This is a genomic window from Citrobacter sp. Ce006 (genome assembly GCF_030336535.1).
In the GTDB taxonomy this organism is placed as follows: domain Bacteria; phylum Pseudomonadota; class Gammaproteobacteria; order Enterobacterales; family Enterobacteriaceae; genus Citrobacter; species Citrobacter europaeus.
Window position 1 is genome coordinate 131,355 of record NZ_JAOWDO010000054.1, and the last position, 14,450, is coordinate 145,804.

13 protein-coding genes are annotated in these 14,450 nt (G+C 51.8%); 3 read left to right on the forward strand and 10 right to left on the reverse strand.

Annotated features, from left to right (window positions below; all coding sequences use genetic code 11):
* The first annotated feature begins 44 nt into the window (after positions 1–44).
* The gene (locus OGV94_RS02225; RefSeq protein ID WP_181634521.1) at positions 45–560 is read left to right on the forward strand and encodes a GNAT family N-acetyltransferase; all 516 of its coding nucleotides are present in this window, start codon (positions 45–47) and stop codon (positions 558–560) included.
* Positions 561–593: 33 nt separating this feature from the next.
* On the opposite strand, the gene hisP is transcribed toward OGV94_RS02225, so the two are convergent.
* The 7 genes from hisP to OGV94_RS02260 form a co-directional block, all read right to left on the reverse strand.
* Positions 594–1,367: a histidine ABC transporter ATP-binding protein HisP gene (gene hisP, locus OGV94_RS02230; protein WP_043017062.1), complete on the reverse strand. Its 774-nt coding sequence runs from the start codon at positions 1,365–1,367 to the stop codon at positions 594–596.
* A 13-nt stretch (positions 1,368–1,380) separates the two neighbouring features.
* Positions 1,381–2,088 (reverse strand): histidine ABC transporter permease HisM, encoded by a 708-nt coding sequence (gene hisM / locus OGV94_RS02235; protein ID WP_043017063.1) that lies wholly within the window; start codon positions 2,086–2,088, stop codon positions 1,381–1,383.
* Positions 2,085–2,771 carry a histidine ABC transporter permease HisQ gene (locus OGV94_RS02240; protein ID WP_043017064.1) on the reverse strand — a complete coding sequence of 229 codons (687 nt, stop codon included), beginning with the start codon at positions 2,769–2,771 and terminating at the stop codon, positions 2,085–2,087. Before OGV94_RS02240 ends, hisM begins: the two co-directional genes overlap by 4 nt.
* A gap of 188 nt (positions 2,772–2,959) precedes the next feature.
* The gene (gene hisJ / locus OGV94_RS02245; protein ID WP_003028120.1) at positions 2,960–3,742 is read right to left on the reverse strand and encodes a histidine ABC transporter substrate-binding protein HisJ; all 783 of its coding nucleotides are present in this window, start codon (positions 3,740–3,742) and stop codon (positions 2,960–2,962) included.
* Positions 3,743–3,989: 247 nt separating this feature from the next.
* On the reverse strand, positions 3,990–4,772 hold the full coding sequence (argT, locus tag OGV94_RS02250) for a lysine/arginine/ornithine ABC transporter substrate-binding protein ArgT (RefSeq protein WP_043017065.1): 783 nt from the start codon (positions 4,770–4,772) through the stop codon (positions 3,990–3,992).
* A 287-nt stretch (positions 4,773–5,059) separates the two neighbouring features.
* Positions 5,060–5,629 (reverse strand): UbiX family flavin prenyltransferase, encoded by a 570-nt coding sequence (locus OGV94_RS02255; protein WP_043017066.1) that lies wholly within the window; start codon positions 5,627–5,629, stop codon positions 5,060–5,062.
* Between the two features lie 61 nt (positions 5,630–5,690).
* The gene (locus OGV94_RS02260; protein WP_172863213.1) at positions 5,691–6,683 is read right to left on the reverse strand and encodes a LacI family DNA-binding transcriptional regulator; all 993 of its coding nucleotides are present in this window, start codon (positions 6,681–6,683) and stop codon (positions 5,691–5,693) included.
* A 339-nt stretch (positions 6,684–7,022) separates the two neighbouring features.
* Between OGV94_RS02260 and OGV94_RS02265 the strand changes: the two genes are divergently transcribed.
* Positions 7,023–8,426, forward strand: a complete 1,404-nt coding sequence (locus tag OGV94_RS02265; protein ID WP_286522505.1) for an MFS transporter — start codon at positions 7,023–7,025, stop codon at positions 8,424–8,426.
* A 7-nt stretch (positions 8,427–8,433) separates the two neighbouring features.
* A complete protein-coding gene (locus tag OGV94_RS02270; RefSeq protein WP_286522506.1) occupies positions 8,434–10,395 on the forward strand; it encodes a glycoside hydrolase family 127 protein in 1,962 nt (653 codons plus the stop codon).
* 34 nt (positions 10,396–10,429) lie between these two features.
* Here the strand turns inward: OGV94_RS02270 and OGV94_RS02275 are convergent, their stop codons facing one another.
* From OGV94_RS02275 to OGV94_RS02285, 3 genes are all read right to left on the reverse strand, one after another.
* Positions 10,430–11,815, reverse strand: a complete 1,386-nt coding sequence (locus OGV94_RS02275; protein ID WP_075145871.1) for an amino acid permease — start codon at positions 11,813–11,815, stop codon at positions 10,430–10,432.
* Between the two features lie 66 nt (positions 11,816–11,881).
* A complete protein-coding gene (locus tag OGV94_RS02280; RefSeq protein WP_172863216.1) occupies positions 11,882–12,985 on the reverse strand; it encodes an alanine/ornithine racemase family PLP-dependent enzyme in 1,104 nt (367 codons plus the stop codon).
* A gap of 1 nt (position 12,986) precedes the next feature.
* Complete coding sequence (locus OGV94_RS02285; RefSeq protein ID WP_075145869.1) at positions 12,987–14,408, reverse strand: APC family permease; 1,422 nt, start codon at positions 14,406–14,408, stop codon at positions 12,987–12,989.
* Between the last annotated feature and the right edge of the window lie 42 nt (positions 14,409–14,450).

The following is a 14,450-nucleotide window of genomic DNA, read 5'->3' on the forward strand; positions in this document are numbered from 1 at the left end:
TGCGGTGGTAAGGTTATAGACCAGATATCCGCAATGGCGACGTTATGGCGATAATTTCGACTCCCCGACTTACCCTCTCTTTGTTTCAGTTTTCTGACTGGTCATTTTTCCAGAGACTACGTGAATGTCCTGACGTCATGCGTTATATGGGCGATATCGCCCCAGCGAAAGATACGCGTCTGTTATTCGCCAGACGCCTTGCCGCACAGCACACTTTCGTCATCCGCGAGCATAACAACCCAACGCCGCTCGGCGATATTGGCCTGCAAATCAGTCACCTGTATCCGCACGAGGCCGACCTCGGCTACGCTATTATGCCGCAGGCTCAGGGGAAAGGTATTGCCAGCGAAGCCGTACGCGCGGTGTGCCAGTATGCCTTCGAGCAGACATCCGTCACGGCGATAAATGCTTACGCTCTTGCGGAGAATAAGGGCTCAGTACGGATTCTGGAAAAAACGGGCTTTGTGCGTACGCAGGTGCTGGAAAAAGCATGTGAGATTGACGGCATCGCCTACGACGACTGGGTGTTTCGGCTGGAGCGCGACGCGCTAAAATTGTAAGCCCGGAAAGCGTAGCGCCTCCGGGCAGGTGATTTACTTCAACGAACCTTTGAGGAACTGCTGCAAACGTGGGCTTTGCGGATTACCGAATACCTGCTCCGGGTCGCCCTCTTCCTCAATTTTCCCCTGATGCAGGAAAATCACGTGCGTGGAGACATGACGGGCAAAACCCATTTCGTGGGTCACGACCACCATGGTTTTTCCCTCTTCGGCCAGTTGCTGCATAATGCGCAACACTTCGCCCACCAGCTCCGGATCAAGCGCCGACGTGGGTTCATCAAACAGCAACACTTCCGGTTCCATCGCCAGCGCGCGGGCAATGGAGACGCGCTGCTGCTGACCACCGGACAGGTGCACCGGATATTTTCCCTGTGCGCGCTCATCAATGCCCACTTTAGCCAGATACTTCACCGCACGTTCGCGGGCTTCCTGCTTGCTCAGCCCCAGCACCTGGATCGGCGCTTCCATCACGTTTTCCAGCACCGTCATGTGGCTCCACAGATTAAAGTGCTGAAAGACCATCGTCAGTCGCGTACGCAGCAGGCGCAGCTGATTTTTATCTGCAACCTTAAGCTGACCGTCTTTGTCGCGCACCAGACCAATATTCTGGCCACTGACGACAATCGACCCGGCGCTCGGTTTCTCGAGAAAGTTAATGCAGCGCAGGAAGGTACTTTTACCGGAACCTGACGAGCCAATAATACTGATAACATCACCCGCGTTGGCCTGCAGCGATACCCCTTTCAGCACTTCATGTTCGCCGTAGTGCTTATGTAAATCGATAACGTTTAATTTATTTTCAGACATCGTGTTACTCGAATCATTTAGAGGATACATGCTGCAACCAGCGTTTTTCCGCTCTACGGAACAGACTGATCAGGACATACGAAATAATCAAATACAGTACAGCGGCAATACCGAATGCGGTAAACGGCTGATACGTTGCCGAGTTGATATCACGGGCGATTTTCAACAGGTCAGGCACCGTTGCGGTAAACGCCAGCGCCGTGGAGTGCAGCATTAAAATCACTTCATTGCTGTAAGCCGGCAGCGCAATACGCAGCGCGGAAGGCAAAATAATGCAACGATACAGTTTAAACGACGAGAACCCGTAAGCACGCGCGGCTTCAATCTCACCATGGGGCACGGAACGAATGGCCCCGGCGAAGATCTCCGTCGTATAGGCGCAGGTGTTCAGCGTCAACGCCAGCACGGTGCAATTCAGCCCACTGCGGAAAAACGCGTTGAGGAAATCCGTGCCTTTAACTATCTCCAGCGTATACATCCCGGAATAAAACACCAGTAGCTGTACGTACAGCGGCGTCCCACGAAAAATATAGGTGAATAGCCAGATAGGGAACTGGATAAATTTATTACTGGAAACACGACCAATTGCCAAAAACAGCGCCAGTATCCCGCCCATCACCACTGATGAAATCAGAAGCCACAGGGTGATAGCTACGCCGGTGTAGCGATATCCGTCGGTCCACAGCAGGGACTTCCAGTATTCCTGAATAATCTCGATCACAGGTCAGCCCTCTTCACACCCACGGAATAGCGGCGCTCAAGGTACAGCAGCACACCATTAGAAACAGTGGTAAACACCAGATAGATGACCCCGCACACTACGGCAAAATAGAACGGCTCCCAGGTACTCTTCCCGGCAAGCTGAGTGGCTTTCACCACGTCTTCAAGTCCAAGCAACGATACCAGCGCCGTGGCCTTAAGAATGACCTGCCAGTTGTTGCCAATTCCCGGTAAGGCATAGCGCATCATCGCCGGGAACATTATGCGGCGAAATATTTGTGAGCTGGTAAAACCGAATGCCGTCGCGGCTTCAATATGGCCTTTTGGCACGGCCATAAATGCGCCACGAAATGTTTCGGTAAAATAGGCGCCGTAGATAAACCCGAGCGTAATGATACCCGCGACCATTGGATCGATATCAATCTGGCCGATACCGATGGCATCGGTAACGGTGTTCAGCGCGATTTGTAATCCGTAGAAAATGAGCAGCATTAAGACCAGATCGGGCACGCCGCGGATAAGCGTCGTGTACCCTTCGAATATAAGCGCCAGCGCCCGGCTTTGCGACAGCTTTGCTGCCGCGCCGACTAAGCCTATCAGAACCGCCAGTACCACCGAGCTGAGTGCCAGCTCGAGCGTAACAATTGCGCCCTGTAAAATAACACCTGAAAAGCCATACAACATGCTGCCTGTCCTGTTGTGTGTGTGGTGAAGTAAGAAGCCTCTTTTGATTTCAGACCAACCGTTAAATGCCGGATGGCATTGCGCTTATTAGCCCTACGATGATTTCGTAGGCCGGATAAGGCAAAGCCGCCATCAGGCATAAATTCAGCGTGTCAAAAATCTACGGGCTTTATCAGCACCTGCGGTGATTAACCGCCGTAAACATCAAAATCGAAGTACTTTTTCGCCAGCTTCTCGTAAGTACCGTCAGCTCGCATTTCGGCAAAGGCTTTGTTCAGCGCTTCGCGCAGCTCGTTGTCGTCTTTGCGCAGTCCCATACCGGTACCCACACCGAACAACTTCTCATCTTTCACAGACGGGCCGCCGAATTTGTAATCTTTACCAACTGGCTGCTTCAGGAAGCCTTCGCTGGCTGCGACTTCATCCTGGAATGCGGCATCAATACGCCCGGCAGTCAGGTCAGAATAGATATTGTCTTGCCCCTGATAGGAGACAATTTCAATGCCTTTTGGCGCCCAGTGTTCGTTGCCGAACGTTTCCTGAGTCGTACCCTGCAGCACGCCAACACGTTTGCCTTTCAGCGACTCAATGGTCGGCTGAATAGCAGAATCTTTAGCGACAACCAGACGTGAGTCCGCTGCATAAAGCTTGTCGGTAAAGGCAATTTCCTGCTGGCGTTTTTCAGTAATGGAAAGCGAAGACATAATCGCATCAATTTTCTTCGCTTTTAGCGAAGGGATAAGCGCGTCCAGCGGGTTTTCCACGAAGGTACATTGTGTATTGATACGTTTGCACAGCTCTTTAGCCAGATCGATATCAAAACCGACTAATTCACCCTGCGCATTTTTCGATTCGAACGGCGCATAAGTAGGATCGGTACCGATACGAATTTTTTGCGGAATGGCTGCAAATGCTGCGGTAGCACTGGAGAAAGCCAGGACCAGAGAAAGAGACAACACCAGTTTTTTCATAACTATCCTCAACAGACTGTCTTTTATAGGGGATCTTTACAGGACCAGGTGCAGTTATCGTGCCATTAATCAGGCCGACAAGGCAAAGCATTCTACCCTGTCGGCGGTATTTATTTGCATGAAAAGCGCTTAAGTATGCACTCATGCTTATTAAGTCAGCGATAAAAGCACTAAAACAGTGCACTGAATTTATCATGCACCGTAATGGTTACCCGCAATGGTGCAGTCAATTCCCCGCTGCGGCGTATTAATCGCCGTAGACATTGAAGTTAAAATACTTGCTCGCCATTTTGTCGTAGGTGCCGTCTTTGCGCAGTTCGCCCAGCGCTTTATCGAAAGCGGCTTTCAGCTCTGCATCATCTTTGCGTAAGCCAATCCCGGTTCCGTCGCCAAAGTATTTTTTATCTTTTACTGAGGGACCGGCAAAGACGTAGTCCTTACCAGCAGGCTGCTTCAGGAAGCCTTCGCTGGCCGCGACTTCATCTTGCAACGCCGCGTCCAGACGGCCCGCCGTCAGGTCAGAATAGATGAGGTCCTGGTTCGCATAGGCCACCACGTCCACGCCTTTGCTGCGCCAGTTGTCATTGGCATAGGCTTCTTGAGTCGAGCCTTGCAGGACGCCAACGTGCTTGCCCTTCAGGGAGTCCAGAGTCGGTTGAATCGGGGAACCTTTCGCGGCGATCAGACGTGAGTCTGCAGCGTAAAGTTTGTCCGAGAATGCAATCTCTTGCTGACGCTTCTCGGTGATAGAAAGCGAGGAGATGATGGCATCGATTTTTTTCGCTTTCAGCGACGGGATCAGCGCATCAAAGTCGCTGGCAACCCAGGTACATTTGATCTGCATGCGCTTACACATCTCATTTCCCAGATCGATATCAAAGCCGACGAAGTCGCCTTTGGCATCTTTAGAGGAAAAAGGTGCGTACGTTGTATCTGTACCAATACGAACCGTCTGCGGAAGTGCTGCGTAGCTGGCCGCGGTGGCGGAGAGTCCTACCAGCAAAGACAAAGCAAGAACCGTCTTCTTCATACATAACCCTCAAGTGGCGTAATTTTATTATGTTTTACGTTGTGTTGTGTGTTTGCAGACTTTTTCATGCAGGTCTTATGCCATTTTCGCGCCGATGAGGATATTCGACGTTAAATATGTTAATAAAACGTTGCAATAATGTCCTGATTTTGAAGATAGCAGGTCTGACGGTTGAACCGCAGCGTTTCGTTGAGTTTTAACGAATTAAATGTTGAGGATATGATCGCGGTTACAAAATTGCCCTGAAACAGGGCAACGGATGTTTCTTTGCACGCTGATGGAACGGCTTACGCCCCTTGCCAGCGGGTGAACAGATCCTGCGGAAGGGAGATATCAAACTGATCAAGTACGCGGTTAACCGTTTGATTAATCACATCATCCAGCGTTTGAGGGCGATGATAGAATGCCGGGACAGGCGGCATAATCACCGCGCCAATTTCAGCCGCCTGCGTCATCAGCCGCAGATGACCCAGATGCAACGGCGTTTCACGCACGCACAGCACCAGCGGGCGACGTTCTTTTAACACCACGTCTGCCGCACGGGTAAGCAGTCCATCGGTGTAGCTGTGAACGATGCCAGAAAGCGTTTTGATTGAACACGGCAGAATAACCATTCCGGCGGTCTGAAAAGAACCGGAGGAGATACTGGCGGCGATATCGCGCGTATCGTGATTCACATTCGCCAGGGCCTGCACGTCGCGTACAGAGAGGTCCGTTTCCAGCGCCAGTGTCTGCCGGGCAGCGGCACTCATCACCAGATGGGTTTCCACATCGCTAACGTCACGCAAAACCTGCAGCAGGCGCACGCCGTAAATTGCCCCGCTTGCGCCAGAAATACCAATGATGAGTCGTTTCACTGTGAGAGCCTTTTCGTCGTAATGGCGAGACTTTGCCGGATTACGGCGTCGGGCGCAACTGTCAATGTGGCGCTGAACTGAGCGAGCTTTCACGAACCACCAGACGAACCGGCTGCAGCAGATTTCGTTCCCCTTGCTCATTGAGTAGCAAACGAAACGCATCCTGTCCAAGCTCGCGCTTATCAACCGCAACGGTGGTTAACGCCGGATGCGCCCAGGCCGCTGCATCAATATCATCGAATCCAACAATGGCGATATCTTCCGGCACCCTGATTCCTTTGCGCGCACAGACCCGCATCGCCACCAGCGCGGCAATATCGTTATAGGCAAAAATCGCGTCCGGCGGCTGGGCCAGCGCCAGCAGTTTGTCCATCCCCTCAATCAGCGCCTGCTCAATATTTTTGACCGGCGGCGCTTCAACCTGATATTCCTCAGGAAGCGAGAGTCCGGCGTCAAACAGCGCCTGCTGATACCCTTCTACACGCTGGCGAATACTGTAATGTCGTTGCGAATGTCCAAGAAATGCAATGCGCTTGCGTCCCTGTTCAAGCAAGTGACGTGTAGCAATAAATCCGCCATGAAAATTATCCGGGTTGACGCAAGGAAAGTCGGCGGCCCACAGATCCACCAGCGCCACAGGCAATGCCAGCTTCCGCAATTCAGCAAGTATTTCAGCTTCCAGATAACCGGCGCAGATAAGCGCATCGGGCTGGTGCAGGTTAATCATCTCCGCCACCGAGTCTTCCGGTCCGATGGGTAAGAAACTCATCGCAATGTCATTTTCCCGACAAGCTTCAGCCACGCCGAGCATCACCGTGGAATAGAAAGGTAACGCGCTGGCGATATTGTGTTCGCGATGCAGCAAAAAAAGTAAGCGTTTAATACGACCGCTACGCAAACGGCCAAAATCGTAGCCCTCAGCCTGCGCAATCGTCAGTATTCTCTGACGCGTCTCCTCGCCAAGACCGGGTTGCCCTTTCAGCGCCCGGGAAACCGCAGCAATAGAAACACCGCATGCCGCTGCAATGTCTTTAATTCGGGTCTTTTTCGCCATTCCGTTTGTTTGCACCTGTCACGCGTTCTTCAGTCGACGTCTGATTCCATTAGCCGTAAGAATATCACTCTCACAGCAGACGATTAACAATACGTAATTTCCCCACAGAGTCACTAGCAGAACCGCTAATCGTGCTCCTCCACCCTGCATTTGTGATTAAGATCACTATTAATAATATTTTTTTAGTAAAAATCACGATCATTTTCACAGAGAAAGAAACACGACATATACCAATACTCCATAGCAGATCTATGCTCACCGCCGTTACTTGTTTAGTAAAAACTGTCAGAGATAAGCCGTAATGACTCTTTAAATCATCCCCCTGTTCGAGGATTGGTTATGACAATTGCTGATAACCTGGATACTGATGTACAGACAATTGACGCGGGCGAGACGCTTTCGACCCGCGAAAAGATAGGCTATGGATTAGGCGATGCCGGCGGGCACTGCATCTCAGATTTGATAAGCGGCTTTTTGCTCTTTTTCTATACCGATGTTTTTGGCTTAAGCCCGGCCATTGTGGGGGCGATGTTTTTTGTTCTGCGTATTTTCGATGCCGTTTCTGACCCGGTGATGGGCGTGATTGCCGATCGTACCCGCAGCCGCTGGGGCCGTTTTCGTCCGTGGCAACTGTGGACCGCAGTACCGCTCGGCGTAATCGGCATTCTGACTTTCACGGTGCCGGATATGGGGCCAAACGCGAAAATTGCCTGGGCCTTTGGCACCTACTTCCTGCTCTCCATCGGCTATACCGCTAACAACGTTCCATACTGTGCGCTGATTAACGCAGTGACTAATCGACACGATCAGGTGATGTCTTGTCAGTCCTGGCGCTTTGTATTAAGCGGCATTGCGGGTTTCCTGGTCGCGGTAGGATTACCGTGGATGGTGGAGGTCTTTGGGCAGGGCAACCTGGCAAAAGGCTACCAATACGGCGTAACGGTACTGTGTACCGTGGGCGTGGTGATGTTTCTGCTGTGCTTCTTCTGGGTCAAAGAGCGCGTACCGTTATCGCTGGCGGGCAGCTTTACGTTGCGCGAACATCTGGCCGGGCTGCGTAAAAACGATCAGCTCTTGATGATGCTGGTGATGTCCTTCCTGCTGGTGAACATTCTGTGTATTCGCGGCGGCGGCTACATTTACTTTATCTCTTATGTCCTGCAGGGCAGCGCCGGGTTTATGTCGCTGTTTTTTGGCGTGGTGACCGTGGCATCCATTGCCGGGGCGATTATCGTCAATCCCCTCTCCCGCCGCTTTGATATGGTGAAACTGTATTTTTACACCAACCTGGCGCTGGTCGTCTTCGGTATCGCCATGTACTTTCTGCCGACCGGGCCGCAGTACCAGACCCTGTGGCTGGTTTGTATCTTAATCAACAACGTGGTGCTGGGTTTCACCCTGCCGCTGCACTTCTCCATTATGGCCTTTGCCGATGACTACGGTGAATGGAAAAACGGCGTTCGTTCATCCGGTATGAACTTCGCCTTCAACCTCTTTTTTATCAAGCTCTCCTGGGCCTCTTCCGGCGGCATTATCAGCCTGATTCTGATTATGGTGGCCTATCGACCGGGGCTGGAAAACCAGACCGCGGCATCGATTCAGGGCATCACCCTGCTGCAAAGCATCGTACCCGCAATTTTCCATCTCGCGCTGGCGCTGTGCCTGCTCAAATGCCGTCTCAACGGCCCGATGATGCAGCAAATCTCAACCGATCTTCACCAACGACATTCACACATTTCCTGAGGTAAACATGATGCAGTCTGATGTGATTGAAGCCGACCTGAATAACATCACCATCACCGACCCGTTTTTAGGAGAGTACCAGCGTCTGATCCGCGACGTGGTTATCCCCTATCAATGGCAAGCGCTGAACGACGAGATCCCTGAAGCGGAGCCAAGCCACGCGCTAATGAACTACCGCATTGCCGCCGGACTTGAGCACGGTGAGTTTTATGGCATGGTATTTCAGGATAGCGATGTGACTAAATGGCTGGAAGCCGTAGCCTGGTCACTCAGTCAAAAGCCGGACGCACAGCTTGAGAAGACCGCCGATGAGGTCATCGAGCTGCTGGCAAAAGCGCAGTGTGAAGATGGTTATCTCAACACCTGGTACACCGTTAAAGAGCCGGGGCTGCGCTGGACCAACGTTGCGGAATGCCATGAGATGTACTGCGCCGGGCATCTGTTTGAAGCCGCAGTGGCCTTTTTTAACGCCACCGGCAAGCGTCGGCTGCTGGAGATAGCCTGCCGCTTCGCCGACCACATCGACACCGTTTTCGGTCCAAACGAAGGCCAGCTGCGCGGCTATCCAGGTCATCCGGAAATTGAGCTGGCGCTGATGCGCCTGTATGAAGTCACACAGGAACCACGCTATCAGGCGCTGGCACGCTTCTTTCTCGAAGAGCGCGGCCAGCAACCGTACTATTACGATATTGAGTTTGCTCAGCGCGGGGGCACCTGGCACTGGGATAACTGGGGCGAGGCATGGATGGTCAAAGATAAAGCCTATACCCACGCCCACAAACCGCTGGCGCAACAGAGCGAAGCCGTCGGCCATGCGGTACGTTCGGTGTATCTGATGACCGGGCTGGCGCATATCGCCCGCATGACGAACGACGAAGAAAAGCGCCAGACCTGCTTGCGCATCTGGAATAACATGGTGCAGCGCCGAATGTACATCACCGGCGGTATTGGCTCGCAAGGGATCGGCGAGGCCTTCACCAGCGATTACGATTTACCGAATGATACCGCCTATGGAGAAAGCTGCGCCTCCATCGGCCTGATGATGTTTGCCCGCCGCATGCTGGAAATGGAAGGCGACGCGCACTATGCCGATGTCATGGAACGCGCGTTTTACAACACGGTGCTGGGCGGGATGGCGCTGGACGGCAAACATTTCTTCTATGTGAACCCGCTGGAAACGCAACCCAAAAGTATTCCGCATAACCATATTTACGACCACATTAAGCCCGTGCGCCAACGCTGGTTCGGCTGCGCCTGCTGCCCACCAAACATCGCCCGTACGCTGGTCGCCATTGGTCACTATATTTTTACCCCACGCCCGGACGCGCTGTTTATTAACTTCTATGCCGGTAGCGAGGCGCAGTTTACGGTTGACGCTCAGACGCTGGCGCTCAAGGTTGAGAGTAACTATCCGTGGGACGAGCAGGTCTCGATTCGCTTTAACCAGCCGCAGGTAGTCGAGCACACGCTGGCGCTGCGCCTGCCAGAGTGGTGTGCGGCACCAACGGTACGGATAAACGGCGAAGCGGCTCAGGGCAAAATGGTGAAAGGTTATCTGCACCTGCATCGCCAGTGGCAGGAAGGAGACATCATTACCCTGAATCTGCCGATGCCCGTTCGTCGCGTGTATGCCAATCCGCTGGTGCGCCATGCGGCGGGTAAAGTGGCGATTCAGCGTGGGCCGCTGGTCTACTGTCTGGAAGAGGCGGATAACGGCGCACAGCTGCACAACCTGTCGCTACCGAAGGCGAGCGCGTTTCGTGAGATTCAGGGCGTGGGCTTACTGAAAGGGAAAGTGCTGCTACAGGCGGAAGGCGTACGCGTGTTGACCGCGCATGAGGATAAGCCGCTATACAGCTTTGATAATCGCCAGACGGCGGTTGAGAAGCAGACGCTGACCTTTATCCCGTGGTTTAGCTGGGCCAACCGCGGCGAAGGCGAAATGCGAATTTGGGTCGACGAGACTTAAAACAGAGGCGTTCCCGCCAGTCGGGAGCGCCTTTTTATCGTACAGTTGGTTTTAAATAAAACCATGACGCTACAATGATGCCCATCAATACCAGCTCAATGAGCATAATCAGCCCACCTTGCCCGCTAAACCAGGTACCAATGATTATCGCGATATTAGTGATGATGACAAACCAAGCCAACCACGGGAACAATCGTGATCGATAGCTGACCAGACTTGCGGGATACACTCCGCGATTTACCGCCTGTCGAAAACGGAACTGACACCAACCGATAACTATCCACGCAAGGCACCCCACTTGCCCGGTACTGGCAATTAAATAGAGATAAAACTGCTGAGCGGGAATATAACGTGTCAGCATCGACACCAGAGCTAAAAGCACTGTCAGTAAAATAGCGTTAACCGGCACGCCGTTACCGCTTAATTTACCAAATCGTGCAGGGGCAAATCGGGAGCCCGCCATCGACCATAGCATACGTGAACTGGCATAGACTGCTGAATTCGCTGCTGAAACAGCTGCGGAAAAAATGACCAGCATCATAAGAACATCAGCCCCAGGAATACCGACGTGTGAGAACACCCAGACGAAGGGACTATTTCCATCAGGTACTTTCCCATGTGGATAAACCAGAGCCAGAACAGCAATCGCCAGACCATAAAACAGGATTATTCGCAAACCAATGCCCTGAATAACCTTCGGCAACACTGAGTGCGGCGATTCCGTTTCTCCTGCCGCGCTTCCTACCAGTTCCACCCCCTGAAATGAATAGATGACTATCGTCATGCAAACCAGAATTTGCTCCCATCCGTTGGGAAACCACAAACCATCACTTTTCAACGTCGGATGCCAGTTTGCATCTCCTGAGAGAGAGAAAATCATGACGCCGCCTGCCACGATGAAAAGCACTATTGCAAAAACCTTAAGCGCTGATAGCCAGTATTCACATTCACCGAAACTTTTCGCCGAGCATAAATTGATCAGCGTGAGTGCGACAAGGATGATTAGGCAATAAAAGTGGACAGGTATAGCAGGGAAAAATTGATGGGCAATGAAACCCGCAGCAGTCAGATCTGCTGCCAGGGAAAACACCCAACTCAGCCAATATAGCCACCCAATGATATAGCTCCAGATAGGATTGGGCAGGAACATCAACGCATAATGCTGGAATGAACCTGAATGGGGAAACGCGCAGGACAGCTCACCAAGGCACATCATGGTTGCCAGCATAATCGCGCCAGCGAACAGATAAGCCAGTAATGTTCCCGCGGGCCCGACGCTATTGAGCGGTTCGGCAATACCGATAAATAAACCGGTGCCGATTGTCCCACCGAGAGAAATCATCAGCAAATGGCGTTTTTTGAGGTTTCGTCGTAACCCATTTTCAGGCTCGGCGGGCGGTAGCACTTGCAGGGTACTCATGGTTACTCCCTGTCCCGGATAACGTCATAGACGCCGCCACAGATAAATGACCGTGGCGGCAGTGGCTTATTGAATAAACCTCATGGCAACGCCCTTCGTCTGACAGGCCATCAGAAGCCCCGTATAGTCAAGTTCAAAACGGACGACATCTCCCACTTTCAACGGCTGCTCGCATGCTTCAATATCCACCAACGTATGGTCGCTGGTTTGTCCAAGGATGGTGATATTGTCGTCGCAGGGCACACAGTTATCGGAAGGTACGTCCTGACGACCAAACGCCAACAAGGCCCGCTTGCGAACACCATGATCAACAAAGGTTTTGGTTTGCAGGAAAGCGTCTACGCCAAGTTCTCCTACGGGTATTGTCGGCTTGCTGTTAAGCTCGATAATCTCCGCCTCAAGGACATACATATCAGAACACGCTTTTTCCACCGGCTTGGCAGAGTGATGAAATTCGTTCAGATACTTCATCTCGACATATTCAATGCCAAACTCATGCAACCCCCCGATCCGTAAATGGTTCAATCCCTGAGGCCAAATTTCTTTATCCAGTAAATGGTAGCTGGTGCAATTACCGGCAGAGAGTCGGCGCACTGGCACGCCGCTGTCCCGCTCTACTCGCGCAGCCAGTGCCAGAAAATCTTCACCATTTTTTACCGTGGGCAGGACGGTACCATAGCAATTGAAGTTGGTACCCAGGCCATACAGCTCAAGACAAGGTAATTCATGAATAAGCCGGATAGTGCTGAGAATTTGTGAATACTCGGTGAACCAGATACCTTCGCGTAAATCCCCCATATCAACCATCAGCAATACCTGATGCATTTTCCCCTGGCGTTGGGCTTCCTGTGATAAAGCGCGCAGGATAACGGCTTCACTGTTCAGACTGATATCGGCATAGCGGATAACGTCTTCAATTTCACTTAGGCAAGGACTGCGGAGTAAACAGGTAGTACACCCGATTTCACGGATTTTTTTCAGATTGTAGGTCCGTGATTCTGCAATCACCTGAATGCCGCCATTAAATACGGCCTGCGCAGTTTCAACACATCCATCAAAAACTTTATTGACCGCCATGACCTCAATTCCACTGCTGGCTAAAAGCGCTTTTTCTGTTCGGGCATTTTCTTCCAGCTTGCGTAAATTGATTTCCAGGATGGGCATATACATTTTATTTTCCTCCTGCCATGCTCATTCGAGCATTACGTTTCTGCGCCCGATGGTAGATACTTTCAGCAACAATAACGGCCAACAATGCGCCACCAACGATCTTGCCTGCGTACTGGAAATATCCCCCCATATCAATTTGTGAAGGCGGGATAAACAGCAGAGCAACGGCAAAGGCAATAGAGATAAATCCAAGCGCCGGCAGCACTGCAGGTAGGACTTTTCCGGGTATTTTAAAGCTTCTTGGCGTATCCGGTTGCGTCTGACGCAAGCGCCAGAATGCCGGGAACATCACCAGATAGGGAATGAAGTAGGTAATTGTAGTCAGTGCGGTCAACATCCAGTACGCCGCAGCAACGCTCGGGGATATAAAGGTTGAGAAGCACAGAACAGTGACAATAATTGCCTGCACGATCAGCGCAAATGCTGGCGTTTTCCAGACCGGGTGCAGTTGGGCGATTTTATCGCCTAACAGATTATCCTCGCGTGAGGCTTCCTGAAGCATGTAGATAGGCCCCACCAGCCAGGAGTTAATCTGACCCAGAGCACCAAAAAACATACAGAATGCCATCACCGGAATCAGCCACGGCATGTGTAACGTATCCGCTGCGGCGTGCATCGCCTGCATTACGCCCGCAACAATGTCGGTATTCCCCGCAGGCAGCAGCGTGTTCAACGCCCAGGTTCCCACCATGTAAATACCCACAATAACAACAGCAGAAACCGCCATTGCTCGCGGGAAATCACGTTGCGGGTTACGCGTGCGTCCGGCAATCATCGGCGCAACTTCCAGACCAGCAAAAGCAAACATCATGCTCGAAAGAAAGACAATGGTATCCCAGTGACTCAGGTCAGGAACCCAGTTTGCCGCCGTCGCGTAATCGGTTTGCATCGGATGTCCGGTGGCCAACCATACGATAGCCAAAATGATCAAAATCGCAGAAGGAATAAACACACCACACCAGGCGCTGACGCTGTTGATAATTTTGGTCCACTCCATGCCGCGTATATTCATTAACGTCAGCAACCAGAAAATAACCGCTGAACCAACACCAATAAACGCTTTATTCTCAGCCAGACCGTCACCAATCATGTAGCCCAGCGCTGTAAAACCAAATTGCAGCATCAGAGGAAAAAATAACACGCAGGAAAAGAGAAAGCACACCACGACTATCCACGCGATACGTTTACCAAACGCTTCTTTAATCCAGACAAATATCCCACCATCTTTCGGCCAACCGGTGGAGAGTTCACCACACACCATCGCCAGCGGAAAGAACAGACAGAATGCGGCAATAACCCACAACAGCATTGCTGAAGCGCCGTAGGGAGCGACATTCGGTATTTGTCGCAAACTCAGAATGGCAATGACATTCATAAAGACGATATCTTTGATGCCAAGCAAGCCAGAACTATTGTTACTCATGGCCATCTCCTGTTATTCATTCAGGGGCATCACTGCCCTCTT